This window comes from Thermostichus sp. MS-CIW-36, from assembly GCF_054059035.1.
The window spans coordinates 61098-85693 of record NZ_JBSSBR010000002.1; the positions used below are offsets into that span (position 1 = coordinate 61098).

Genomic DNA, 24596 nt, shown 5'->3' on the forward strand with positions numbered 1-24596 from the left:
CACCACTGGTTACAACCAGGCGGTGAATATGGACTTCTCTCTTCTCCCCCTGGAGAGGGTGAAGTTCGCGTTAGCAGGTCAGGGATCATGGGCAAGAGCGCGAATTGCTGAGGACAGGTTCTGCGAGGGAATGTCTCAAACTTATGTCTCAAACTTATTTAGAAGAGCTATCTCTGTGTTAAGCGAGCATGAACTTTTTTAACGATCCGGGTGGTGGTTGCCGAGAGGGTAACTTAGGCCCCGTAGAATGAATCGCAAAATTCCAGGCAGGACATTCGGACATGGATTACATTCGCACCTTTAATGACGATCCCTGCGAGGGGCATCTTTCGACGCCCATCAGCGATTCTCCTGTCACCCGTCTGTTTATCAACAATCTCCCCATCAACCGTCCTGGCTTATCGCCGCTGTTGCGGGGTCTAGAAATTGGGCTGGCCCATGGCTATTTCTTGGTAGGGCCAGAAATTGTGCTGGGGCCGCTGCGGGATTACCCTGAGGCAGCTAACTTAGGCGGGCTGGTTACGGCGATGGCGATTGTGCTGCTGGGAACCGCCTGCATGTCGGCCTATGGCAGCGTTACCTTCGGAAACAAGCCGGAAACACCGGGGGCCGCTCCTCTGGCTACAGCTCGGGGTTGGGGGGATCTGACGGCAGGATTTTTCTTGGGAGGTATGGGTGGAGTGTTTGCTGCCTACTTCCTGCTGGAGAACTTTGCCGGGATCGACGCCATCTTTCGAGGGCTGGTGAATTAGTTGTCAAGTTTGTCAAGTCACTTGAGAGGAGCAAAATCATGACCGGTTCTTACGCTGCTGCTTATCTTCCTTGGATTTTTATCCCCATTGTTGGTTGGCTGCTTCCTGCAGTGGGCATGGCAGTGCTTTTTTTGTACATTGAGCGGGACTAGTCCCGGAGTGCTTTGATACTCACTAGTGCTGATTAATTTCAATTATTTCAGGCTAGAGATCAACCCCAGATATTGAGGCAGGGATCCCAAAAAAGGGATCCCTCTCTTTTGGTCAGGATGATTTCCATCCGCGCTACCAGAGTCCCGAAAGGCGAAGGCTGTCCCCTCACCTCTTTTTTTTAGGAAGGGAGCATTTCCAAAGGACTTTAGATTGGAGCAGGATCCGGCGAGCTGATCCCAAGCCAACAAGGGGAAGGGCAGCTTCTGCAACACCCTTGCAACTTCAACGAGAAGGAGGAGTCGATGGCCAGCCTTAACTTTCCAACCCTGCGTATAGGCGATCCCATTCAAGAGGGCAGTTTCCAGGTTTTCCCTCTCTTTTCTCAGGGGGAGCAGGAAGTTGCCTATCGCCTTCCAGAACTGCAAACCCAGGAAGCAACCATCACCGAGGTGAGCGAGGCCGGAGCAGTACCTCACCTGGTTGTGGAAAACCACAGTGAGTTCCTATTGCTGCTGGGAGTACCGAGCAGAGTCCCAGCGGGGCGACCAAGGCTCAGCTCTGTTCTATGATGGGAAGGTGGTTTATCTTTCAGCAGTCTCTCGGCAGTAGTGCCAGGCTTCTCACCTAAGCTGGTTCCCCCTTTGGGGGATCCCTAGAAATTGGAAGAAAAAGAAAGAAATTGGAAAGAAAAAACATCCTGAGTTAGCTCGGTCACCGCCTGTTTGGCTTCCTGGCGGCCTCGGCAATACCGCTCTAACCGCTCGCTAACGGAGATGGGATCCCCGACGGTCACGTGAACCCCCCGCCAGCCTAGGCGAGGGCGGGCTGGGTAGGATTCCCCTCGAAGGCGGGCCAGCACATCAAATAGAATGAGGGCAGTTTCTGCCAGCCGCTCAAAAGAGGGTTTGCTCAGCAAATACTCTTCCTGGACGGCTACACAGCTTTCCACCAAGCGCATGTGCTGCAGGTAGAGCGTTGCCTGGTGGGCTTTCCAGTCGAGCAACCCCCGCTGCAGGGGAGACAGGGATCCAGGATGCCGCAATTCTTCTCGGTAAATCTGGATCCAGGCGACTTCTTCAATGCGGCGGCAGCGGCTGTTCCAATCCCCCTGGGGAGATAGGCCAAAGTAGGTCTCTGCGGTTTCCAGGGCTCTGTGGAGCAGCCGCTCCAGGCGAGCGTTAAAGTGGCCAGGGGCTAGCCTCTGCTCTATCCGTGGTTTTTCTTCATCTCTCCCAGAGATGAAGGGAGGTAGGTCGTAGAAAGCTTCCAGTTGTCCCAGGAGATGCTGGGCTAGGCGGCAGATCCGCTGGGTGTAGCGAAGGTTGGGGCTCCTGGAGGATCTTGGCTCTGGCTTCGGAGGCGTCAACCCACTCAGGTGCTCAAGGCGCGCCAGCAGGCGCTCCAGCTTCGTCCAGGAGGGATCCGTGTAGTAGTACCGAATGCCAATGGGCAGCAAAATGACGGTCTCTGAGCGACCAGCTTTGGCCAGGTCCTCGGCGCACCAAAAGCACAGCTGAGCCATTCCCGGTTCCAGGGGATTGATCCGTTCGCTGTGGCCGTTGGTGGCTCCTTCTGGGGCGATTGCAAAGGGAAATTGCCCATCCAGGAGCAGTTGCCGGGCCGCCTTTAGCGCCACCCGATCCACCCTCCGACCGCGGCGTATAGGGATCCCGCCCAGGCGAGACAACAGCCACCCCAGCCATTCCCCTCCCCAGAGGGGCATGCCCCGGTCGTAGAGAAAATGGGCGTGAAGGGGTTCTCGAAGGCGGATCCCTTGTCGACGGGCGGCTTCGGGCACCAGGCGAGATAGAACGTACAGGCCCACCAGCGGGTCATCCACCTCCACATGTCGGAAAGCCAGGACTAGGCGAATTTGACCCTCCTGGAACTGGTGGTAGAGCCGCGCCAAGATCTCCGCCCCTGTGGCCTCGATTTTGGCAATGCCGGAAGGAAGCCAGCGCCGCACCCTCACCCGCAAGAGCAGGGGCAGGATCCCGTGGACGAGCCGTAGCACCCAGGCGCTATAGGCGGGCGGAATAAAGTCGAGGGGAGGACGGGCAAAATGGGGCGGTGGTGACAAGAGCAAGATTTGTTCCCAAGGTAGCTCAAGAGAAGAAGTGTAGTTAAACGCAAATCAGATTCATATCCCATCGCTCAGATTATTCATCAAGTCGCTACAGAGATCACTGGATATGCAGCCATTCTCAATCAATAATCAATATCAACAATATCAATGATTGAGATCCTTCCCCTGAGACCCCACGCCGTCGGCGCAACCGCTCTCTACTCTCCTCAAGCCCCCGACCCCTCTCTCACAAGGGGAGATGAGAGTTGGGAATCGTGGCCATGTCGTGCCCTTTACATTGCTTTCTTTGTCTTCCGTTGCAGTGAAGACGCTCTCTTCTCTCTACTTTCGTCTCTTAACTCAAGGTGGCTACAGGCTGGGCCTCTGCCAAGAGCGCCTGAGTTTGCAGGTCGGTGATGGTAACCAACAAGCGCCGCGAGCTATCAATGGCAAATTCGACGCGAAGGCGATCCTCTCCCACGCGGCCAGGGGGCTGCAAACGGGCCAGACAAACCGGTAAGGACTCCGTCTCGCTGAGGCGAATGGGCAGGGATCCAAGAGGAGCTAGGGATCGGAAATCGGTTTGCCGGGTGAGCTGCCGGCTGCTCATCCGCCCCAGCTCGTCGTAAACCACTTCCGACTGGACTACCTGGGCCACTTCGCCCACCTCTAGGCGAATCTCCGTTTGTCCGTCGTTGGCCACTTGCAGGATCAAGGGCTCAGCCCGTCGGCAGGGATAGGGGCTGCCCTGTTCGAAGAGGGGGTAGTAGATGTAGCTTTTCTGCAAGGGATCCCAGAGGCGGAGGGCATAGCTGTGGTGCAGGCGATCCTCCAGCTTCACCTGGCGGCCCACCTGCAGGGCGCCCAGGGCCACAGCATCGAAGGGGCGTTCGCAGCGCACTTTCTTTTTGCCGAAGTAGGAGCGCAGCAGCTCTTGAACTGCTGGCAGTTGGGAGCTGCCTCCTACCAAGAGCACCTGCTCAATTTGGTTCTTGCCCAATCCCCTCGCCTGGGCGGTGAGGAGAACGTCGTCTAGGCACTGGCGGATTTGATCCAAAAGCTGACGAGCTTCCAGGATCTCTTCCAGCTCCTGCCGGCTTAACTTCAACTCATGGGCAGTGAGGGCTTCGTCGTCAAACCAACTGCCCACCGCTTCCATCTGAGTGGAAAGGGCGATCTTGAGCTGTTCCGCCTGCTCCAGGAGGTTGAGCCAGCCCAGAGCTCCAATTTGCTGTCGGCTTAGCCCCAGTTGCTGCAGTAGGTAGTCGGCAATCCAAATGTCGATGTCCACCCCGCCCACATAGGCATCGGCCTTGGCGATCACCTCCGCTTTGAGGACAGGGCTACCCGCTTGGGGAGCGAGGGTGCGCACCAAGCTGAGATCCAAGGTACCGCCGCCGAAATCCACCACCAGCACTAGGGATCCCGGCTGGCCAACCGCATAGCCCAGGGCTGCTGCCGTGGCTTCATCGACAATTTGAACGGGATCCCAGCCACAGGCACTGGCCACTCCCCGCAGCCAATTGAGGTAGCGCTCAAAAGAGCCGACAGGGGCGGTGAACACCAGCTGTTGCGGCTGCAGGTGTTCTTTCGGGACAGCTTCCATCACCGTCTGCAAAAAAGCTTGGGCCACCCTCTCGGCGTCGTAGCGCTCTCCATCTAGAACTCGCGGCGGAGGGACAAACTCCGCCACCAAGTCCCGCTTAAACCCCTGAAACAGCCGTTGCGGATCCACTGCCCCCCACCGACCGGCGCGCACGGTTTCCCCCACCAGGAGCTGGCCTTTTCCCTTCACGTAGACCAAGCTGGGAATAGCCGAGTGGTCTGGGCGAGAGAGGCCGGGAAGAGTGAGGAGACGGGGCACTGCTTGGGCGGGATCCCAAACTGCCACCACCGTGTTGCTGGTGCCAAAATCAATGGCTAGGGTCGCTTTGGGGGCAGGTGCCATCAGCTCAATCCTCCAGGCAGGGAACGGCTGACTTTGGCTGGGCAGAGGATGTGGTCACCGCGGCGGTAGCCGACAAAGCGAATGTAAACGGGATCCCCCTTTTGAATATCCAGCTGATCCGGTTGATGCAGTTGCGGATCAAAGGGGACGGACTCCAGGGGGTTGCCGATGGGCTCATACCCCCAGCGCTGCAGCAGAGCGTCTAAGGAGCGAAACAGAGCTGTCACGTTTTGGGCCGGCCAATCGGGCTTGCGCTGGGCAATCTGGCGGACAGTGGGGTAGCTGGTCAGCAGCGGCTGCAGCAGAGAGAAGAGGACTTCTGAGGAATCGGTGGATTCCATTTTGTCATTCCCGTTGAGGCGCAGTAGGGATCCCAAATCCCACTGCAGAGCGGCAGCCAACTTTTGCAGTTGCTCCAGGCGCAGGGATCCCCACTTCCCCTGGCGCACCTGATCAAGGGCGCGGCGGCTGATCCCGGCCTGGGCCTGTAAAGCCCGCCAAGAAGACAGGCCAACAACCCGCATGCGTTCCTGCAGCCAACTATCCAGCGGTCTCTCGGCCATTGGGTTTTGCCAGGGATCCCTACGATCATGCCCCAACTTGGGTCTAGCTCAGGGATCGGCAAGGCGCAGGGAACGGGCTATAGCTTCCACATCTCGGTCATAGCGCTCGCGCCGGTTGGCCGGGTACACGAACTCAAAGCCAGCTTGCAGCGAAGGGCGGACAACTGTTTTGAGATAGAAAATCCGCTGGCCAAAGGGCTCCGCACCGCTGACACGAACGGGCTCGTAGCCGGAGACCACAAAGAAATCCCGGCCAACAGCTTGGTAAGTAACCCGGCGTTGGTTTTCCCGGCTGCGCTGCAGCTCTTCCTGCAGGGCGCTGGCAGGGGTTTCTTGAAAGATGTTGTACCCACCCCAAACGCGCAGCTCAGCCCCGTCTTGACCGAGAAACACTTGGCCATCGCCGTTGTCCGATTCCCCTTGCGGAATGAAGTCTGCCGGGTAGTCGATGCGGTAGCCGAAACGGGCATTGAGATAGGGCCGGAAACCGGCTTGGGCAACGGGAAGGGCGGGGGCGGGAGCAATGACGGGGATCCCCGCTCCTAGGATCAGTCCGGCAAGCAGACAAGCTAGGCGAGCAGCAGACTTCATGGTTTTGATTGCTCTAATCTGTAGCTATCCTAAGCTCTCTCACCTCCAGCCCCTCTCCTAGGGGGACAGAATTTGGTTTGTCCAAGCTGATACATTCACGCTGAACTCTCCTGAACATGGTTCAGGAAAGAAGCGATCGCATCCTGCCTATCTCTGAGCAGGAAGGCGGTATCCCGCAAAGCCCTGAGGAATACCCCCCGAGCGCTTTCCCCCTTCACTTCCCGGCAACCGTTGCGGTGGACTCAAGGATCGGGGGGAAACTTGGTCTACTATATCCCTCTCAATGACTTTTGCCAAACCGCCTAAAGCTCAGTAAATTCAGCAAAGTTCAGGGTTTTGGGGGTTAGAGGCATGCTCTTTCCCAAAAGACAAAGGGAATAGGAATCCAAGTTTCACTGCCGTTGAGAATGGGTCGGTTGCGCCGCTTGTATCTGGGTGCCACTCGAAATAGTAGGTATAGCATCTTTTTCGAGAGTTTGAAATAAAATACCGATTTTTGGGCCACTATTTTGTTTTGTCGACCAAGTTTAAGTTTGCCGATCAACATCAGGGTTTTGGCCGGAGCGCAGCCGTTCGATTTCTTCTCTTGCCCGCTGGATAGCGCTGCAATTGTCTACCGCTGCCCAGGTAGAGGCCAGAAACAGTCCGGGTAGGGAAACCTCTCCCTCGTCGTCGCTAAACAACACGCCAAGGAAGAAACACCAGCCCAGAAAAACCATCAAAGCTTTCCACCGCCGCGTGTAGAGGTAGGCTCCGAAGGCAAGCAGAATAGACAGAAGGATCACCATCCCCTCGGACTTTTGAGAAAGGGCATAGGTGCGCCGCACCTCTTCATCTCTGCGCTTTTGATCTTCTTGCTGGAGCAACTCTTGCAGATGCTTGTCCATAAGGCCGCCTCAAAATCGGACGGCCTTATCTTAAAAATCCTGGGAAGACCCTTGTTCAAAACAACTTTTCGGGATCCCACGGCAGAAGAAGAGAGGCGAGACTGGTCATCGCCCCTTCCTTCTGTAGAATGGGAAAGCCTCTCTCTAGTTGCAGGCTACAAGGCCCGGACGGACTCTGCCATGACCTCAGCTTCTTTTGCTTTTTCCCCTCGTGTTTTGGATCCCCTTGACCCGCAGGTGCGTCCGGATCCCCAGGGGCGGTTTGGGCCGTTTGGGGGTCGGTTTGTGCCGGAAACCCTGATGAGCGCCCTGACAGAGCTGGAGGAAGCCTTTGAGCATCACTGGCGGGATCCCGACTTTCGCGCCGAGTTTCACAACCTGTTGCGGGATTTTGTTGGGCGGCCCAGCCCCCTCTACTTTGCCCAGCGGCTAACCGAATACTACGGCGGCCCGCAGATCTACCTGAAGCGGGAAGATCTCAACCACACCGGCGCCCACAAGATCAACAACGCCCTTGGCCAAGTGCTGCTGGCGGTGCGCATGGGCAAGCGGCGGATCATTGCCGAGACTGGCGCCGGCCAACATGGGGTGGCCACGGCAACCGTGTGCGCCCGCTTTGGCCTAGAATGCGTCATCTACATGGGGGCGCTGGATATGGAGCGGCAGGCCCCCAATGTGCAGCGGATGCGCCTTTTGGGCGCTGAGGTGCGGGGAGTGGAATCGGGCACGCGCACCCTCAAAGACGCCCTCTCCGAGGCGATCCGCGACTGGGTGACGAATGTGGAGACCACCCACTATGTGATCGGTACGGTGGCAGGGCCCCACCCTTACCCGAAGCTGGTGCGGGCCTTTCACGATGTCATCGGCCAGGAGACGCGGCAGCAATGCCAGGAGAAGTGGGGAGGGCTGCCGGATGTGCTGCTGGCCTGTGTGGGAGGCGGATCCAATGCCCTGGGCCTGTTTAACGAGTTTGTCCGGGATCCAGGGGTGCGACTGATCGGCATTGAAGCTGCCGGAGAAGGGCTGCACACGCCCCGCCACGCTGCCACCCTCAACCGCGGTCGGATTGGAGTCCTGCATGGAGCCATGAGCTACCTACTGCAGGATGAAGAAGGGCAGGTGCAGGAGGCCCACTCCATCAGCGCCGGCTTGGATTACCCCGGTGTAGGACCCGAGCACAGCTATCTGAAAGAAATTGGACGAGCCGAGTACTACGCTGCCACCGATGATGAGGCCGTAGAGGCGTTGCTGCTGCTGTCGCGGCTGGAAGGGATCATCCCCGCGCTGGAGACGGCCCATGCGCTGGCCTACCTGAAAACTTTGGCCCCACAGCTCGGATCCCAGCAACGGGTAGTGGTCAACTGTTCTGGGCGCGGCGACAAGGATTTGAACACCGTTTTCAAGTATTTGCAGCAGAGAGGGCGTAGCTTTTAGAGTACGGTTGTTGTGACCACCAACGGGATTCTCTTGGGTGTTCACCTGCCGAGTTCACTTCACGGTTCGATTGCTGGGTCTTCAAGGACTCCGTCCCGCTAACGCGATCGGCCTGCTCCTGGCTGCGGGGCTGGGCTTGTGGACGGGATCCCTGCCGCAGCCTTCTGAGACAACTGCCCCTGTTCCTCCGCCGGAGTCCATGGGTGCCTCGCACCGCTTACGGGATCGCACTGGCGGGACGGAGTCCGATTCAGAAGGGATCCCCTCTCCCAGCCGGCGACAACCTCTCCCTGACACCCTGCCGGCGCTGGCGCGTCAGGCCATTGCCCACTACTTCGCCACCGGCCAGGTGCTGCCACCTCCAGAGGAGATCCCGCCCCACTGGCAGCGCTCAGCGGGGGTTTTTGTAACAGTGAGTACAGAAGGTCGGCCCCGCGGCTGCTGGGGCAGCTTGGATCCCAGCGGTGAGGATCTGGCCAGGGCCACCATCCGGGCGGCGGTGGGGGCTGTGACCCGCGACTGGCGCTACGTGCCTCTGCGACCTGGGGAGCTGGAGTCAGCAGCCATTCAGGTGGCCATTGTGCGGCGGGTGGTGCCCATCGCGCTACTCGGACGGAGTCCTTTCGCCGCCGTGGAGCAGGTGGATCCAACCCGCACGGGCTTGTTTATCCGCTCCGGAACACGGGGGGCGGTGTTGCTGCCGGGAGAAGCTTTGACGACGGAATGGCAGCTCGCCACTGCCAAGAGGTTGGCCGGGATCCCTGTCGACCAGCCGGTGGAGCTGTTTCGCGTGGAGGCAGAGCTGCTGCATGAGTTTTGAGGAGGGGGCAGATCTCAGCGCTTCGCACCGCTGTCGTGAATGGCTGGCAGCCGTGCTGGGCAACACTCACGTGCGCTGGGGCTGGTTTGTGGGGGAGACCCTGGTGAAGGTGGAGCAGTTTCCTGCCCACCAGCCCTTGTCCTGGCCGGAGCAGACAGAGCTGTGGCTGGCTCCTGTGGGCTCTGCTCCCCTGCCGCCGGAATCCCCTTGGGTGCATCGATTGGAGCTATCGCAGGTGCCGCTGCGGGATCCCTACCCAGGGCTGGGGCTGGATCGGGCCTTGGCCTTGTGGGCTGCTGGGATCCACTACGGCTGGCCCTGTTTGGTCATCGACGCGGGTACTGCCCTGACCCTCACAGGAGCTGACTCTGAAGGATCCCTGGTGGGAGGGGCCATCTTGCCCGGCCTGGGGTTGCAGGCGCAGGCGTTGGCCGACTACACTGCTCGGCTGCCCAAAATCCACTGGGATCCCTGCTCTCCCTTACCCCCCCGCTGGGCCACTGACACCGTGGCTGCCATCCGCAGCGGCATTCTCCACACTCTGCTGGCGGGGTTGCGGGAGTTTATTGCCGACTGGCGTCGCCGCTTTCCCCAAGGCCCCCTGCTGCTGACCGGCGGGGATGGGGAGTGGCTCTACTCCCACCTGCAAAGTTACCGGCAAAACCCCGTTAGCGACAGCGGGACGGAGTCCTTGAGCAGAGAGCAGAGAGGAAAGAGCGGAGAGAAGAGAGCCTCACTCCTCACTCCTCACTCCTCACTTCTCACTCCACTACATTGGGATCCTCACCTAGTGTTGCGGGGGATCGCCTGCTGCCGTCAGTGGCACCGCGCCGCCGGGCAGCCCCCTGTTGCAGAATAGTTGCAAGACAAAGTTGCAAACCCAAAAGTTCGGGATCCCATGGCCAACGGCAACTCCTTCGGCGTCCTGTTTTCGGTTACTACCTACGGCGAGTCCCACGGTGGGGCAGTGGGGGTGGTGGTAGATGGCTGTCCGCCCCGCCTGCCGTTGACCGAGGCCGACATTCAAGCGGAGCTGGATCGGCGTCGCCCTGGCCAGAGCTCCATCACCACGCCGCGCCAGGAAGCCGATCGCTGCGAGATCACTTCGGGAGTCTTCCAGGGCCTCACCCTTGGCACCCCCATCCACATCCTGGTGCGCAACCAGGATGCCCGCCCCCAGGATTACAGCGAAATGGCCACCACCTTCCGCCCCTCCCATGCCGATGCCACCTATCAAGCCAAGTACGGCATCCGCAACTGGCAGGGGGGCGGACGGGCCTCAGCGCGAGAGACCATTGGCCGGGTGGCGGCAGGGGCCATTGCCAAGAAGATCCTGCGCCTAGCGGCAGGGGTGGAGATCTTGGCCTACGTGCAGCGGGTAAAAGATGTGGAAGCCCAGGTGGATCCCAGCTCGGTAACTGCAGAGCAGGTGGAGGCCAACATCGTCCGCTGCCCCGATCCCCAAGCGGCGGCGGCCATGATCCAAAAAATTGAGGAGGCGGCGCGGGAAGGGGATTCGCTGGGGGGAGTGGTGGAATGTGTGGCCCGCAACGTGCCCCGCGGACTGGGATCCCCGGTGTTCGACAAGCTGGAGGCCGATTTGGCCAAGGCGGTGATGTCCCTGCCGGCCAGCAAAGGGTTTGAGATCGGCTCGGGGTTTGCCGGCACCTACTTGACGGGTAAGCAGCACAACGACGAGTTTTACATGACCCCCGGCGGCTGGCGCACCCGCAGCAACCGCTCCGGCGGCATCCAGGGGGGCATCAGCAACGGCGAAGACATCGTCCTGCGGGTAGCCTTTAAGCCCACTGCCACCATTCGCCAGCCTCAAAACACCGTCACCCTCAATGGGCAAGAGACGGTTTTGGCGGCGCGGGGACGCCACGATCCCTGTGTCTTGCCGCGGGCAGTGCCGATGGTGGAGGCGATGGTGGCCCTGGTCCTCTGCGACCATCTGCTGCGCCACCACGCCCAGTGCGGATCCCTGGTCTTGCCGGAGGTGCCCCTCCCTGTCGCCGCTGCTCCCTAGGCCTAGGAGTCCCCGGCTATGGCCAAGGCCAAAACCGTCTGGGAGTGCAGCCAGTGCGGCGAGCGCTATGCCAAGTTTTTGGGCCGCTGCGACCATTGCGGCGCCTGGAACACCCTGACGGAAGTGGTCGTCGCCCCAGCGGCCAAGTCCCCACGGGCCCAAGCCCTCGCTCCTAGGTCCAACCGCGCCAATGGGATCCCCCGGTCGGCCCTCCCCCTCTCCCAGGTCTCCTCAGATCGCCACCCTCGCCTCTCCTCCGGCTATGGCGAGTTTGACCGGGTGTTGGGAGGTGGCATTGTGCCGGGATCCCTGGTGTTGATTGGCGGGGATCCGGGCATTGGCAAGAGCACCCTGCTGCTGCAGAGCGCTGCCCACCTGGCCAAGAGCGGGCCCATCTTATACGTGTCGGGGGAAGAATCAGCCCAGCAGATCAAGCTACGCGCCGAGCGGCTGGGGGTGGAAAGCGAGCAGCTCTACCTCTTGGCCGAGACCGACCTGGAGGCCATCGTGGCGGAGATCCAGGCTCTGCAACCGCAGGTGGCGGTGATCGACAGCATTCAAGCCATCTTCTGGGGGCAACTCACCTCGGCGCCGGGATCCGTTTCCCAGGTGCGGGAATGCACCGGCCTGTTAATGCGGCTGGCCAAAAAACTGGGGGTGGCTCTGCTGATTGTAGGCCATGTTACCAAAGACGGATCCCTGGCCGGGCCGAAGGTGCTGGAGCATTTGGTGGACACGGTCTTGTACTTTGAGGGGGATCGCTTCCAAAGCCACCGCCTATTGCGCGCCGTCAAAAATCGCTTTGGGGCAGCCCAGGAAATGGGTGTTTTTGAGATGACCGCCTCTGGCTTGGTGGAGGTGGAGAACCCCTCGCAGCTTTTTTTGAGTAGCCGGGATCAGGCCACACCCGGAACGGCCACCATCGTCGCCTGTGAGGGCACCCGCCCCTTGGTGGTGGAAGTACAGGCCCTGGTCAGCCCCACCAGCTACAGTTCCCCTCGCCGCACCTCCACCGGCATTGAAATCAACCGCTTTTTGCAGATCTTGGCCGTGTTGGAAAAACGGGTGGGGATCCCGCTTTCCAAATACGATGCCTACATCGCCTCTGCCGGCGGCATTCAGGTGGCCGAGCCGGCTGCCGACTTGGGGGTAGCAGTGGCCGTGGCCGCCAGCTTCCGGGATCGACAGGTGGATCCCTTGACGGTCTTGATCGGCGAAGTGGGGTTGGGAGGACAGGTGCGCCCGGTGGCCCAGTTGGAGCAGCGCTTGAAAGAAGCCAGCAAACTGGGGTTTCGCCACGCCATCATCCCCAACAGTCCCGTTTTGTCAGATTATGGATTGCGCCTGAGTCGGGTGCAGCGGGTGTTGGAAGCCCTGCTGGTGGCTGTGCCCGGTTCCCAGAGCGCAGAGTGAACATCCCCTTGCCTTCCACCCGTCGCCGGCTGCTGGGCTCTGCTGCGCCTATCTCCAAAGGCCAAGCAAGGACTCCGTCCCGCTAACGCGATTGGACTCCGTCTCGCTAACGCGATTGGACTCCGTCCCGCTAACGCGATTGGACTCCGTCCCGCTAACGCGATTGGACTCCGTCCCGCTAACGCGATTGGACTCCGTCCCGCTAACGCGATCGGCATCCGCTGCTTCGGTGGCATGTCCATCATGTTCCCGAAAACTTTTGTTACCCTCGAAAAAGGCTACGCCTGCTGGGCAAACAGCTCAGCAGCCTTAGCTGAGCCCTAGTCCGTAGTTAGCAACACCAGCAAGGGATCCCGGTGAGCATGGTTTCCGCACCCTCCAGCCCAGTCCAGCCCTCGATGCCGGAGGCGGCATTTCCTCTGCCAGAGCCACCAGATATTAGTGACCTGGTCATCGAGGATGATGAGCCCGCGGACAGCATTCTCTCCAAAAAGCTGCAGCGCCTGCTCACCAGCGCTCTCTACGCCTCCTTCCAGCCCAAGGCCGAAGACACGGGGGAGCTGATCCCCTTTTTGGCCACAGCCAATATTGGCCTGTTCTCTGCCCTCAAACTGCCCCCCCTGATGCCCGATGTGACGCTCAGCCTGGAGGTGGCTCCCCCCGCCAGCTTTGAGCGCAAGGAAGATCGCACCTACCTGGTCTGGGAGATAGGTAAGCCGCCGGATGTGGTCATTGAGATTGTCTCCAAGCGCAAAGGGGAAGAGCTGGGCCGCAAACGCAAAGACTATGCCCGCGCCGGCGTCAGCTACTACGCGGTCTACGATCGCACAGCGGGCGTAGCCTCTCCCTTGCGGCAACTAAGGGAACTGCAGGGATCCCCTCTGGCCCTTTTTCAGCGGCGGGGGGGTGAATTTGTCCCCTTCGCGTCCACATGGCTGGAGGATATCGGGTTGGGCTTGACCCTCTGGCAGGGATCCTTCGAGGGCGTGAACACGGAATGGCTACGCTGGTGTGATCGGGAAGGGGAGGTGTTGCCCACCGGGGAAGAGAAGGCTGCTTTGGAACATCAACGGGCCGAAAGAGAACGCCAACGGGCCGAGGCAGAGTATCAACGCGCCGAAAGAGAACGCCAGCGGGCTGAAGCCCTTCTGGAGCTGCTGCGTTCCCACGGCAAAGGACTCCGTCCCGCTAACGCGAAAGGACTCCGTCCCGCTAACGCGATCGCACCGCCGGCAGCCTGAAAAATCCCGTCCCTAACGGGGCTTCCATTGTCCATTGCCTATCCACCGCCATGTCTACCCTCCCCAGCAGCAGCGAAGTTGCCCAGCGGGCCGCCCGATTGGAAAAAGCCCAACACCTGCGGGAACAAGGGATCCCGCCTTACGCCTATTCTTTCCCTGTTACCCATCTGGCTGCCGAGCTGCAGGAGCAATTTGCCGACCTAGAGCCCGGCGGCGAGCGGGAGGATGTGCAGGTGGCGGTGGCCGGGCGGATCCGGGCGCGGCGAGTCATGGGCAAGCTGGCTTTCTTTACCCTTCAGGATCGCTCCGGCACCATCCAGCTTTACCTGGAGAAGCAACGGCTGACGGAGCATATGGGGGAGTTGGCCTTCAAGAACCTGGACAAGCTCATCGACGTGGGCGATTGGCTGGGGGCCAAGGGCTGCCTGAAGCGCACCGAAAAAGGGGAATTGTCGGTGCGGGTGGACGAGTACCAGGTGCTAACCAAGGCGCTGTTGCCGCTGCCGGACAAGTGGCACGGCCTGCGGGATGTGGAGAAACGCTACCGCCAGCGCTACGTCGATCTCATCGTCAACCCTGAGGTCAAGCAGACCTTGCTCGACCGCGCCCAGATCATCCGCTCCCTGCGTCAGACTCTGGAAGAGCGAGGTTTTGTGGAAATTGAGACGCCAGTGTTGCAGGTGATCCCCGGCGGGGCGGAGGCGCGGCCTTTTGTTACCCACCACAACGCCCTGGATCTGGATCTCTACTTGCGCATTGCCACCGAGCTGCACCTGAAGCGGCTGGTGGTGGGCGGGATCGAGCGAGTCTATGAAATTGGGCGGGTCTTTCGCAACGAAGGCATCTCCACCCGCCACAACCCGGAGTTCACCTCTCTAGAGGCCTATCAAGCCTTCGCCGACTACCACACCATGATGGAGCTGACGGAAACCCTGGTCTGCAACGCCGCCCTGGCGGTGCGGGGATCCCTGCAGCTCACCTACCAAGGGGAAGCCATCGACCTCACCCCTCCCTGGCGACGGGTGACGATGCAGGAGCTGGTGGAGGAGGCCACTGGCATTTTCATCGATGTGGAAAAGGGATGCCCTGAAGAGCTCTTGCCGGCCTTGGCCGCCCAAGGGATCCCCGATCTCTCCCCCCAGGACTCCCCCGGCCAGTTGCTGGTCAAAGCCTTTGAGCACTGCTGCGAGAGCCGCCTGCGCCAGCCCACCTTTGTTCTGGACTATCCCCTGGAGGTGTGTCCCCTCACCAAGCCCCACCGCAGCAAACCGGGGTTGGCCGAGCGCTTCGAGCTGTTCATCGTTGGGCGGGAGACGGCCAACGCCTACTCCGAGCTCACCGATCCGGTGGATCAGCGGCAGCGGCTGGAGGCCCAGGCAGCCCTGAAGGCAGCCGGAGATGAAGAGGCCCACTTTCTGGATGAAGACTTCCTCACGGCCTTGGAATACGGCCTGCCCCCCACAGGTGGCCTGGGCGTGGGGATCGACCGCTTGACAATGCTGCTGTGTGATGCCCCCAGCATTCGCGATGTCATTGCCTTTCCGCTGCTGCGGCCCGAGACGGGAGAAGTGGCGGAGGAGGCTTGAGCCGATCCCTCTAACTGTCCATTCAAATCCCATCGATTTCTAAGAGAGGTTGGAGGTGGCCGCGGCGACGGCGCGGAGCCTTTGGGAAGTGTCTCAACCTATTTTGAAATAACTAGCGATAACGTCTTCCAAAAGCCGACCTTCGTACCCTTGCATCTGGAGGGCAGCCTGGAAATCCTGGCAGGCTCTCTGCCAATCCCCAAGGGCAGTCCGGGCCAGGGCGCGGTTGAGGTGGGCCTTGAGGTGGCAGGGATCCCTATCGCTCGCGTCAGCAGTGCAGAGTGTTATGGCTTGGTCGTAGTCGCGGATGGCCGCCGAAAAATCCCCCTGTTGGGCGTAGGCCCAGCCGCGGTTGTTCAAAACCCAGACCCGCTCCTGGGGATCCAGCTCCAGTTGCAGCAGTCGGGTGTAGTCTTCTATCGCTTTGTCCGTCTGTCCCTCGCCATCCCACAGGAGAGCTCGGTGGAGCAAAGCAGAGTGCTCCTGGGGGTTCAAGGCCAGGGCCTGCGTGTAGTCGGCAATGGCCAGCTCAGGGCAATTGGCCTGCCGGTGTAGATCCCCCCGTTGACGGTAGGCCAGGGCAGCATCGGCCACCCCCCAGTTCTGGTCGAGGCTCAGAGCTTGGTTGAGATCCGCCAATGCCGCCTCTTGATCCCCCAAAGCCAGATGCACCCTTGCCCGCAAAGCAAAAGCCTGAGAAGCCTGCGGTTGCTGCTGGATCAGCGCCGTGAAATCGGCCAACGCCCCAGCCAGATCCCCCCTCTCTTGGCGACACAAGCCCCGATACAACAGGGCTTCGGTGACCAGCACTTCTGGATCCCCTGGGCTGGCCAGCTCCAAGACCCGATCCCAATCGGCTATTGCCCCCTCCAGGTTGTGGCGCAGGCGGCGGACTTGGGCCCGCTTCAGGTGGGCCTCCAGATAGAGCTGCCGGGACTGTTCCCCATCTTGGGCCTCTTCCTGGATGACTTGGTCGAAGTCGGATTCGGCCTGCTCCAAGGCTACGCCCGCTGCAGGAACGGTGCCGCGCACTGCCAACGTCAACAACAGAGAGCCGCGGGCCAAGCGGGCCATCCTGTGTTGGGGATCCCGCTGCAGCAGACGGTTTAGATCTTGCAAGGCCGCTTCGGTCTGACCCAACTGCTGCAGGGCTTGTCCTCGGTGCCACAGCGCTTCCCTGTGGTCAGGATCCTGCTGCAAAACCCGGCTGAGATCCTGAAGGGCGGCAGCCCAGTTGCCCACCTGCCCATGGGCCATGCCCCGTCGCAGCCAAGCCGTCCAGTCCTGGGGATCCTGCCGCAACACCTCGTCGTAGTCGGCAATTGCTTCTTGCCACCGGCCTAGCCGTCGGCACAACTCAGCTCGCTCTTGGCGCAGATCCCGCCGTTCCGGCTGCAAGCGCACCGCCTCGTTCAACTGCTCTAAGGCCGCCTGCAGATCTCCCGTCTGGATTTGGGCCCGCGCCAGATCTCGGCGGATATCCGCCTCGGCCACTGCCACCCCCAGCGCCAAAGCCTGGTGGTAATCCTGGATGGCCCCCAGCCCATCTCCCAGAGCAGCCCGCACTTGGCCGCGATGGAAATAAGCCAAGCCCGACTGAGGATCCCCTTGCAGAGCTTGGTCGAAATCGGCCAGCGCTCCCTGCCAATCCCCCAAGCGTTGCCGTGCCATACCGCGGCGCAGATGGGCATTAACCAGCAGCTCCGGCCCGCGTGGGATCCCAGGCCTCGCCGCCCACTGCAACACCTGCGAGAAGTCCTCACAGGCTGCCGGCCAATCTTCCCGCTCAGCATGGAGTTGGCCGCGGTTGAAGTAGAGCTGAGGGTTCTGCGGATCCCGCTCCAGGGCAGCTGTATAATCCCGCAGAGCCGCTAGGGGATCCCCCAACAGCCAATGGATTCGCCCGCGGCTGCTGTAGGCACTGGCATCTTGGGGATCCAGAGCGATGGCCTGGCTCAAGTCGGACAAAGCCGCTTCGATGTTGCCCAAGTCCAGGTGGGCAATGCCCCGGTTGAGGTAGGCTTTGGCCATTTGGGGATCCAGCTCCAGGGCGCGGTTGAAGTCTGCCAGAGCGCCGCCGGGATCCCCCAGCCCCTGACGGGCCAAGCCCCGGCAGAGATAGGCCCGCGACAGCTTAGGATCCAGGCGGAGAGCCTGTTCACAATCGGCCAGCGCCGACTCCAGGGCGTTGCTGCTCAGGTAGGCCATGGCCCGCTGCAAGTAGAGATCCGCCTGGGCTGCCGCCTCTGCCTCAGGTAGCTCAGTGGCCTCAGCAGACCGTAGGGATAGGGCCTGAGAAAAATCTTCAACGGCCCCTTGGGGATCCCCCAACGCTTGCCGGGCCAGGCCCCGGTGGTAATAGGCTTTGCCGTGGCGAGGATCCAACTGCAGCGCTTGGGTGTAGTCCTCGACGGCCCCTTGCAAATCTGACAACTGGACCCGCGCCACTCCCCGGTTGAAGTAGGCTTCCCCGTCCTGAGGGTCCCGCTTGATCACCTCGGAAAAATCGGCTGCTGCCCCCTGCGCATCTCCCAGATGGCCGCGCACCACGCCGCGGTTGAAATAGGCCCGCACATCCTCTGGGTTGAGCTCAATGGCCCGCGAATAGTCTTCGATGGCCTGCTGCTGCTGATTGAGTTGCCGGTAAGCATTGCCACGGTTGTAGTAGGCCACCGCCCATTGTGGGTTGAGGCCGAGAGCCTGGGTGTAGTCGGCAACAGCTCCCTCGTAGTCCTCCAGCCGGTAGCGGGCAATGCCGCGGTTGAAATAGGCGCGGGCGTCCCCTGCCAGTTGAATGACTTGGGTGTAATCTGCGATGGCCCCTGCCAAGTCCCCACTTTTGTAGCGGGCGCTGCCCCGCTGGCTGTAGGCGCGGCTATTTTGGGGATCCAATTGAATGGCCAACGTGCAGTCGGCAATCGCCCCCTGGAAATCCCCTTGGCGGGCTTTCTCCTGTGCGCGGGCCAACAGGCGCGTCACCAAAACCTGATCCACAGAAACATCGCCGAGCGTCGCCTCTTGGGGAAAAGGCAACAGGGGCCGCAGCGCCTCCAACACTTCAGCAGCCGATTGGAAACGCTCTTGCCAGTGGGGGCAGATCAGGCGATCCAAAATCTCGGCCAGCTCCTCGCTGACCTGAACCAAATCCCGCCAGAGCAGTTGGCCGGTGCGGGGATCATCCCGGATCTTATGGGGAGGACGACCGGTGAGGGCTTGGATGGCCAGCACCCCTACGGAGTACAGGTCGCTGCAGGGCTGGGGCTTGCCGTTGAGCTGTTCGGGCGCCATGTAGCCAACCGAGCCAATCACCGTCGCCAACTGAGTTTGGCCGGGGGCATGGCTGACCAACCGCCCCACTTCCTTGACTGCCCCAAAGTCGATCAACACCAACTTGCCATCGGCATCGCGGCGCATCAGGTTGGCCGGCTTGATATCCCGATGGACGATCTGGTGGGCGTGTACATGGCGCAGGATCTCCAAAATATCCCACAACAGTTTCAAAACCTCGGCCTCGCTCAGCGGCTTGCCCGGGATCAGCTCCTGGCTGAGATCATGCCCGGCAACAAACTCTTGCACCAAGTAAAAATCCTGATCCTGCTCGAAGTGGGCCAAAAGGCGGGGCACTTGGTCGAAGTGGTTGAGCCGGTTGAGAACCTTGGCTTCCCGTTCAAAGAGCTTGCGAGCCGTGGCCAACGTATAGGGATCCGTGGAGAGGGGGCGAAGGCGCTTGACGACGCAAGGGCTATCGAAGGTGTCTTGATCCACCGCCTTGTAGGTTACGCCAAACCCTCCTTCCCCGAGGGGATGGAGAATGCGATAGCGTCCCCTGAGCACACTTCCCGCTCTGATCTTGTCTTCCATAGCCAAGCCAGTCGCCTGAGCGGAGCAGCCTTTTGCCACTACGAGCTGGCTCGATTCTGCCACAGGCCGACGCCCTTGGGCGGAGCAACCCACAGCTCCTATCCAGGGTCTTTTTCTGCTTTTTCTTTTCGCGATCTTCAATGACTTGAACGATTGGGTCGGAGAGAAACTGCAATCTGACCTCGCCGCTCTTCAAAATCGCTGATCAGCAGTCTCACCTCGATCTGCCATTCCCCCGCCAGGGCCAGAGGCACATTTTCCACCACAAATTGGCCAGGCCCATCCGGCGCTACAGTGCGGCGTAGAGGGGGGATCCCCTGTTCTGGCAGGGAAAACCCAAGGGTCAATTCCTGGGCCGGGACTCCCTTCACCTCAGCCCGAATTTGATTTTCCCCAGGACGACAGGGCAGAATCCTCAGGTGCAGGCTGCCTTCCGGCCAGTTCAAGCGCTCTTCACAACTGGTCTGCAAGCCCGACTCCAGGGGGGATCCCATGCCCTGCCTCCCATGACTGGGAGGAGCCTGGGCCACCAGGAAGCTGGTCAAGGCCAGCACCAGCATCAGCCCCACCAACTCCAGGCGGACGATCCGGCGCAGCGACCGGCCCACCGTCTGCCCACCCTGTTGCAATGCCGGCACCAGCCGAAACTTGTTGTGGGCGCCCAACCCCACCATCATCAGCACCAGCAGCAGCTTGGCCCAGAGATACTGCCCATACGGATGATCCCAGTCCCAGCCGCGGTGGATCCCACCCATCCCCACCCCCGCCAGGATAAGCCCCGGTACCGCCCAGGTGGCCACGTCAGAAAACCGTTGGATGATGCCTACAGATGGGTAGGGAGCAGATTCCTTGCCCAGCAGGCGCTCCAGCCCCCACAACCCTCCCAACCAGAAAGCTGAACCGGCCAGATGCAGCCCCAGCAGCGCCATTGTCCCCATCGGATGCTCACTGGTGAGAGCATGGCCAATGGGCAAAAAGGAGCCGAGCACCAACACCGACCCCATACCGCTGGCCCAGACGGCACCTCCCTCACAGGCCCAGATCAGGATCCCTAGCCCCACCAGCCGCAGCCCTGTACCCCAACCGTAGGGAGAAAGCATCACACGCAGCAGCTCTCGCCCATTAAAGTAAGGGTAGAGCTGGGCCAAATGCAGACTGAAGGCCACCACGGTCAAGCTGAGGGTGATCCAAGCTGTCGCAAAAGCCCAAGATAAGGGCTCCGCCCCGCTGACGCGATCAGAATCGGCGAAACTGCTCCGCTGCCCCCGCAACAGTCGCCACCAGCCCAGCACCCCCACCACAAAGAGGCTGCCCAAGTAGATCCCCCAGCGTACCCCCACCAGCGGCCAGTACAAGGGATCCCTTCCTTGAAGCTGGGTCGCCCTCACCGTCTGAACTCGCTCCGGATCCGCTCCCACCAGGAAAACAAACGAACCGCTTACCGGATGAGAATCGGCAGAAATGGCCCGCCAGCTGACAATGTAAACCCCCTCTGGGACCTCCTGGGGCAGATCCCCCTGCGGCGCGTTGCCGGTGCTCACCACGTTTTCCAAAGCTAGCGCCCGTCCGCTGCTACCCAAAACCTGGAGTTGCGTGATCCGCACCGGCTCATTGAAGACCAGCCGCACCTGTGTCGGCGCTTCCTGCAGCACCGCCCCATCCTCTGGGAAGGTGGAGAGCAAGCTGGCATGGGCAAAAACGGGCTGGATCCCGGCCAGCCACAGCAAGAGGCAGAGGATCCCAGACCAAATCCAAGCAAAACCCCTTTTGGGATGAAACATGCTCCTAAGCAGACCGCTTAGCGGGTACCGTGACCATGCCCATGTCCATGCCCGTGGCCGTGCCCATGTCCACTGTCTCCACCTGTCAGCTTCAGCAGCGGAGCCGGCTCCGGCAAACTGTTGGGATCCTCGCCAGGCTGAGCCACCTGAATCCAGCGGTACATGCCCTGCTCGCACTCCTGAATCACTGGGATGGGGATGACCTCACCGGGGCGATTCGGCAGCTTGAGGCTGATGCTGAACTCATCCATGAACTCATCGGGCAGCGAGCCGCCGCTCCAGATCACCTCGGCAACCGTTTCGGTAATCATCTTCCCATGCGACTCATAGGGGGTCTCCAGCGGCTTTTTGACCGTCTCGATTTTCCACAGGGGATGCACCATCGGCTTCACAGAGACGAATCCCTCCGGGATCTGCACCCGCAGGCGCACGGTCGGGGATCCATCGCAGCCATGGGGCACCCGAAAGGTGAGCTTGGCAAAGCTGCCCGCCGGGGCCTCTTTGGGATGGACGGTGACATGGGCCCAGGCAGAGGAAAGGGGTAAAAAACTCATTCCCAGGGCCAGCAGAGATTTCTTGGCCAGGGTCAAGTAACTTTGCAGACTGAACATTCGCAGATGCTCCTTACAAGCCTGTAGAGAAAGAGAAAAATGCAGTGTTTGTTTGTCAAAACCTAGGGATGGTGATGGGATCCGTGGGATTCCGTTATGCTCATGCTGTGCTGTCCCCAACTGGAGAGGCCCATCGACACCAGGCCGGCACTGGCCAAGCCCATCGACACCAGCCCGAAGGAGAGCGCCCCCATAGCCACCAAGCCGATCGAGAGGATGCCGTGGGTCACCACGCCGATGGCCACTACCCCATGGGCAGAAATGCCCACCGCCACCAAGCCATGTGCTCCCACGCCAACCGACAAGATTTTGCGGCGGGATCCCTTCCCTTCACATCCCTGCTCGTGAGGCAGCCGCTCCGCCGGGCTTTCCTGGAGCAGGGCTGGATCTTGAGTCCTCTCTTTGGACACTAGCCTCTACTCCAGTTGTGCTCAGCGCGATCCAAAACGTAGGCCGCCACCGCCTCGATCTCCTCCGGCTTGAGAATCTTGGCAAAAGCCGGCATGGCCCCTTTGCCGTTTCTCACTTGGGCCTGGATCAGCTCAGGGGTGTCTACGTGGTACTCATGAAGAGCCGCCAGAGAAAGGTTTTTCGCTGCCACCAAAGTGTTGCGCCCGTTCAAGTGACAACCCACACATTTGGCCTGAAAGACCTTGGCTCCCAAGGCCAAATCAGGCTCAGCAGAAGCCATTTGCGGGCCTAAAAAGAGGGCAAATACTGCCACCAAAAGCCCGATAAAAAGGTTGATCATTCGCATTTTCATCTCAGGGACTGACCGAAAACTAGCCTTTAAGGCCCGCCCATTATCCCAAGCCCGTTGGGCCAGGTCAAAAGACAGCCTGTCGAGTTTCCCCCGGCTACTATAAGGTCAGGATCCCCCGAAGCCATGAGCGGTCTGCCCCCCGATTTCATTCAGTTGGTGCGCCAAAAGGCCGACCTCGTGGAAGTGGTGGCCGAAAAAGTGGTGCTGCGCAAGCAGGGAAAGAACTTCGTTGGGCTTTGCCCTTTCCACAACGACCACAAACCCAGTTTTCAGGTCAGCCCCAGCAAGCAGATCTACAAGTGCTTCTCCTGCGGGGCAGGGGGAGATGTGCTGCGCTTTGTCATGCAGACCGAGCATCTCTCCTTTGCTGAGGCCGTGCGCCACTTGGCCCGGCGCTACCACATCCCTCTGCCCACCCGCAATCCCGAGGCGCAGCCCTTGGGATCCCTTGATGAGCGGGAGCTCTCCCACCGGGAAAAGCTGCTGGAGATTTTGGCCATGGCTGCCGATTTTTATCGGCATGCCCTCCGATCCCAGCTAGGATCCGCCGCCCGCCAGTACCTGCACAGCCGCCAACTGAGCGAAGAAACTTTGCAAAAATTTCAAATCGGCTTTGCTCCCCCCGGCTGGCAATCTCTCTACGAATACTTGGTCAACCACAAGCGCCAACCGGTCAAACTTTTAGAAGAGGCTGGATTGCTGGTTCCCCGCCAGCAGGGATCCGGCCACTACGACCGCTTTCGCAACCGGATCATGCTGCCCATTTTCGATGTGCAGGGGCGGGTGATCGGGTTTGCCGGCAGAGCCTTGGGGGAGTCAGGACAGCCCAAGTACCTCAACTCTCCAGAAACAGAGCTCTTCAACAAAAGCCAGGTGGTCTATGGCCTCAACTTTGCCCGCGATGCCATTGCCAAGGCCGATCAAGTCCTGGTGGTGGAAGGCTATTTCGATGTCATCGCCCTGCATCAGGCGGGGGTTGCCTATGCCGTAGCCGCTATGGGCACCGCTTTGACGCCCCACCAGGTGAAGATCCTGCTGCGCTACACCCAGTCGAAGCGGCTGATCCTCAATTTTGATGCGGATCGGGCCGGTTTGAACGCCGCCAGCCGGGCCATTGAAGCCATTGAAGAACAAGCGCGGCGCGGAGAAATTGAGCTGCGCATTCTCACCCTTCCTGAGGGCAAAGATGCCGACGAATTTTTGCGGGAGCACAGGGGCTCCGCCCCGCTGACACCAGCGGTTGCTGAACTGCAAACCCTGATCGAGCAAGCTCCCCTGTGGCTGGATTGGCGAATTGAACAGGTGCTGGCCGGTCGGGATCTGAGCCGGGCCGCCGATTTTCAACAGGCCCGTCAAGCCCTTGTGCAACTGCTGGCCGGTTTGGGTGGACAATGGCGCTCTTTGTATTTGCACAAAGTGGCAGAATTGCTCAGCCGCGGCAACGGTCGCCTCAGTCGAGATTTGGAAGAAGACCTGCGCCGAGCCGTGCGGCAGTACCGCTGGGCCAAACCCCAGCAACCTTCCCTCAATAAGGGATCCAAACTCTTGCAATCTGAGTCCCATCTTTTGCAGATCTTTCTGCATTTTGGCGAGTATCGCCGCGAAATTCGGCAAACTTTGCTGGAGCGAGAGCTGCAATTTAGTTTTCGCCCCCACCGCGAGTTGTGGCAGCGGATCTTGGAGCTGATCTCGGCTCAGCCGGAGCTGGAAGAGCAAGAAGAGACGTTGCTGACGGCTTTGCGCACCCTCTGTGCCCAAGATGAGCAGCTCAACGAGCGCCTCAGCCATCTGCTCTGGTTGGACGAAAATACCCGCGTAGCCCTGATGCGTCCACGGATGGTGGTGCGGGCCGCCATTGCCAACATGGAGCTGGAAATTCGCCAGAAGCGCTACCGCTACTGGACCCAACTGTGGGATCAAGCCTTTTCCGAAGGCAACACCGCCCTGGCCGCCCAGTACCAGGCCAGCATCCAGCAGGAATACCAAGCGATTCAGGCGCTGCAGCGGCAGGTGCAACTGAGCCTGGAAGACATGTCGGAAACCCCACTGGCCGAAGATTTATAGTCATTTCGATTCAAACTAGGACACTAAACCCATA

Annotated in this window: 21 protein-coding genes; 11 read left to right on the forward strand and 10 right to left on the reverse strand. The window is 60.4% G+C overall.

The window, feature by feature from the left end:
- The first annotated feature begins 281 nt into the window (after positions 1-281).
- From ACVWVQ_RS01670 to ACVWVQ_RS01680, 3 genes are all read left to right on the forward strand, one after another.
- Positions 282-752 (forward strand): photosystem I reaction center protein subunit XI, encoded by a 471-nt coding sequence (locus ACVWVQ_RS01670; RefSeq protein ID WP_011433113.1) that lies wholly within the window; start codon positions 282-284, stop codon positions 750-752.
- Positions 753-790: 38 nt separating this feature from the next.
- Positions 791-904, forward strand: a complete 114-nt coding sequence (locus tag ACVWVQ_RS01675) for a photosystem I reaction center subunit VIII (RefSeq protein WP_011433114.1) — start codon at positions 791-793, stop codon at positions 902-904.
- A gap of 303 nt (positions 905-1207) precedes the next feature.
- Entirely contained in the window at positions 1208-1474 is a 267-nt protein-coding gene (locus ACVWVQ_RS01680; protein ID WP_414329880.1) for an ARPP-1 family domain-containing protein, read from the forward strand.
- 83 nt (positions 1475-1557) lie between these two features.
- On the opposite strand, the gene ACVWVQ_RS01685 is transcribed toward ACVWVQ_RS01680, so the two are convergent.
- From ACVWVQ_RS01685 to ACVWVQ_RS01705, 5 genes are all read right to left on the reverse strand, one after another.
- Positions 1558-2991, reverse strand: a complete 1434-nt coding sequence (locus ACVWVQ_RS01685; RefSeq protein ID WP_457506547.1) for a 1-acyl-sn-glycerol-3-phosphate acyltransferase — start codon at positions 2989-2991, stop codon at positions 1558-1560.
- 334 nt (positions 2992-3325) lie between these two features.
- Positions 3326-4918 (reverse strand): Hsp70 family protein, encoded by a 1593-nt coding sequence (locus ACVWVQ_RS01690; protein WP_414344370.1) that lies wholly within the window; start codon positions 4916-4918, stop codon positions 3326-3328.
- Positions 4918-5481: a helix-turn-helix domain-containing protein gene (locus tag ACVWVQ_RS01695; RefSeq protein ID WP_414356640.1), complete on the reverse strand. Its 564-nt coding sequence runs from the start codon at positions 5479-5481 to the stop codon at positions 4918-4920. The genes ACVWVQ_RS01690 and ACVWVQ_RS01695 overlap by 1 nt, the downstream gene beginning before the upstream one ends.
- A 48-nt stretch (positions 5482-5529) precedes the next feature.
- Entirely contained in the window at positions 5530-6072 is a 543-nt protein-coding gene (locus ACVWVQ_RS01700) for a hypothetical protein (RefSeq protein ID WP_457506549.1), read from the reverse strand.
- 527 nt (positions 6073-6599) lie between these two features.
- Positions 6600-6959, reverse strand: coding sequence for a hypothetical protein (locus ACVWVQ_RS01705; protein WP_011433121.1), 360 nt, complete (start codon positions 6957-6959; stop codon positions 6600-6602).
- A 180-nt stretch (positions 6960-7139) separates the two neighbouring features.
- Here ACVWVQ_RS01705 and trpB point away from each other — a divergent pair, with 180 nt between their 5' ends.
- The 7 genes from trpB (at position 7140) to lysS (ending at position 15482) form a co-directional block, all read left to right on the forward strand.
- Positions 7140-8393, forward strand: coding sequence for a tryptophan synthase subunit beta (gene trpB / locus ACVWVQ_RS01710; protein ID WP_457506669.1), 1254 nt, complete (start codon positions 7140-7142; stop codon positions 8391-8393).
- Positions 8394-8430: 37 nt separating this feature from the next.
- The gene (locus tag ACVWVQ_RS01715) at positions 8431-9213 is read left to right on the forward strand and encodes an AMMECR1 domain-containing protein (protein ID WP_457506551.1); all 783 of its coding nucleotides are present in this window, start codon (positions 8431-8433) and stop codon (positions 9211-9213) included.
- Positions 9203-10072, forward strand: coding sequence for a pantothenate kinase (locus ACVWVQ_RS01720; RefSeq protein ID WP_457506553.1), 870 nt, complete (start codon positions 9203-9205; stop codon positions 10070-10072). The genes ACVWVQ_RS01715 and ACVWVQ_RS01720 overlap by 11 nt, the downstream gene beginning before the upstream one ends.
- Before the next feature lie 39 nt (positions 10073-10111).
- Complete coding sequence (aroC, locus tag ACVWVQ_RS01725; RefSeq protein ID WP_457506555.1) at positions 10112-11242, forward strand: chorismate synthase; 1131 nt, start codon at positions 10112-10114, stop codon at positions 11240-11242.
- A gap of 18 nt (positions 11243-11260) precedes the next feature.
- A complete protein-coding gene (gene radA / locus ACVWVQ_RS01730; protein ID WP_457506557.1) occupies positions 11261-12655 on the forward strand; it encodes a DNA repair protein RadA in 1395 nt (464 codons plus the stop codon).
- A 362-nt stretch (positions 12656-13017) separates the two neighbouring features.
- A complete protein-coding gene (locus tag ACVWVQ_RS01735; protein WP_457506559.1) occupies positions 13018-13896 on the forward strand; it encodes a Uma2 family endonuclease in 879 nt (292 codons plus the stop codon).
- Between the two features lie 50 nt (positions 13897-13946).
- Positions 13947-15482, forward strand: coding sequence for a lysine--tRNA ligase (gene lysS, locus ACVWVQ_RS01740; protein ID WP_457506561.1), 1536 nt, complete (start codon positions 13947-13949; stop codon positions 15480-15482).
- Between the two features lie 93 nt (positions 15483-15575).
- On the opposite strand, the gene ACVWVQ_RS01745 is transcribed toward lysS, so the two are convergent.
- The 5 genes from ACVWVQ_RS01745 to ACVWVQ_RS01765 form a co-directional block, all read right to left on the reverse strand.
- Positions 15576-19343 carry a tetratricopeptide repeat protein gene (locus ACVWVQ_RS01745; RefSeq protein ID WP_457506562.1) on the reverse strand — a complete coding sequence of 1256 codons (3768 nt, stop codon included), beginning with the start codon at positions 19341-19343 and terminating at the stop codon, positions 15576-15578.
- 137 nt (positions 19344-19480) lie between these two features.
- Entirely contained in the window at positions 19481-21124 is a 1644-nt protein-coding gene (locus ACVWVQ_RS01750; protein WP_457506564.1) for a copper resistance CopC/CopD family protein, read from the reverse strand.
- A 17-nt stretch (positions 21125-21141) separates the two neighbouring features.
- Positions 21142-21735, reverse strand: coding sequence for a YcnI family protein (locus ACVWVQ_RS01755; RefSeq protein WP_414356620.1), 594 nt, complete (start codon positions 21733-21735; stop codon positions 21142-21144).
- A gap of 62 nt (positions 21736-21797) precedes the next feature.
- Positions 21798-22145, reverse strand: coding sequence for a hypothetical protein (locus ACVWVQ_RS01760; protein WP_414418544.1), 348 nt, complete (start codon positions 22143-22145; stop codon positions 21798-21800).
- A complete protein-coding gene (locus ACVWVQ_RS01765; protein WP_011433133.1) occupies positions 22145-22486 on the reverse strand; it encodes a c-type cytochrome in 342 nt (113 codons plus the stop codon). The genes ACVWVQ_RS01760 and ACVWVQ_RS01765 overlap by 1 nt, the downstream gene beginning before the upstream one ends.
- A gap of 135 nt (positions 22487-22621) precedes the next feature.
- Between ACVWVQ_RS01765 and dnaG the strand changes: the two genes are divergently transcribed.
- Entirely contained in the window at positions 22622-24562 is a 1941-nt protein-coding gene (gene dnaG, locus ACVWVQ_RS01770) for a DNA primase (RefSeq protein ID WP_457506567.1), read from the forward strand.
- Positions 24563-24596 lie beyond the last annotated feature (34 nt).

Bases quoted from the DNA above. Each gene is read 5' to 3' on its own strand.
- ACVWVQ_RS01720 (WP_457506553.1), top strand. From the start codon at position 9,203: ATGAGTTTTGAGGAGGGGGCAGATCTCAGCGCTTCGCACCGCTGTCGT.
- radA (WP_457506557.1), top strand. From the start codon at position 11,261: ATGGCCAAGGCCAAAACCGTCTGGGAGTGCAGCCAGTGCGGCGAGCGC.
- ACVWVQ_RS01755 (WP_414356620.1), bottom strand. From the start codon at position 21,735: ATGTTCAGTCTGCAAAGTTACTTGACCCTGGCCAAGAAATCTCTGCTG.
- aroC (WP_457506555.1), top strand. From the start codon at position 10,112: ATGGCCAACGGCAACTCCTTCGGCGTCCTGTTTTCGGTTACTACCTAC.
- ACVWVQ_RS01700 (WP_457506549.1), bottom strand. From the start codon at position 6,072: ATGAAGTCTGCTGCTCGCCTAGCTTGTCTGCTTGCCGGACTGATCCTA.
- ACVWVQ_RS01745 (WP_457506562.1), bottom strand. From the start codon at position 19,343: ATGGAAGACAAGATCAGAGCGGGAAGTGTGCTCAGGGGACGCTATCGC.
- ACVWVQ_RS01680 (WP_414329880.1), top strand. From the start codon at position 1,208: ATGGCCAGCCTTAACTTTCCAACCCTGCGTATAGGCGATCCCATTCAA.
- ACVWVQ_RS01670 (WP_011433113.1), top strand. From the start codon at position 282: ATGGATTACATTCGCACCTTTAATGACGATCCCTGCGAGGGGCATCTT.
- trpB (WP_457506669.1), top strand. From the start codon at position 7,140: ATGACCTCAGCTTCTTTTGCTTTTTCCCCTCGTGTTTTGGATCCCCTT.
- ACVWVQ_RS01765 (WP_011433133.1), bottom strand. From the start codon at position 22,486: ATGATCAACCTTTTTATCGGGCTTTTGGTGGCAGTATTTGCCCTCTTT.
- ACVWVQ_RS01675 (WP_011433114.1), top strand. From the start codon at position 791: ATGACCGGTTCTTACGCTGCTGCTTATCTTCCTTGGATTTTTATCCCC.
- lysS (WP_457506561.1), top strand. From the start codon at position 13,947: ATGTCTACCCTCCCCAGCAGCAGCGAAGTTGCCCAGCGGGCCGCCCGA.
- ACVWVQ_RS01735 (WP_457506559.1), top strand. From the start codon at position 13,018: ATGGTTTCCGCACCCTCCAGCCCAGTCCAGCCCTCGATGCCGGAGGCG.
- ACVWVQ_RS01750 (WP_457506564.1), bottom strand. From the start codon at position 21,124: ATGTTTCATCCCAAAAGGGGTTTTGCTTGGATTTGGTCTGGGATCCTC.
- ACVWVQ_RS01690 (WP_414344370.1), bottom strand. From the start codon at position 4,918: ATGGCACCTGCCCCCAAAGCGACCCTAGCCATTGATTTTGGCACCAGC.
- dnaG (WP_457506567.1), top strand. From the start codon at position 22,622: ATGAGCGGTCTGCCCCCCGATTTCATTCAGTTGGTGCGCCAAAAGGCC.
- ACVWVQ_RS01705 (WP_011433121.1), bottom strand. From the start codon at position 6,959: ATGGACAAGCATCTGCAAGAGTTGCTCCAGCAAGAAGATCAAAAGCGC.
- ACVWVQ_RS01695 (WP_414356640.1), bottom strand. From the start codon at position 5,481: ATGGCCGAGAGACCGCTGGATAGTTGGCTGCAGGAACGCATGCGGGTT.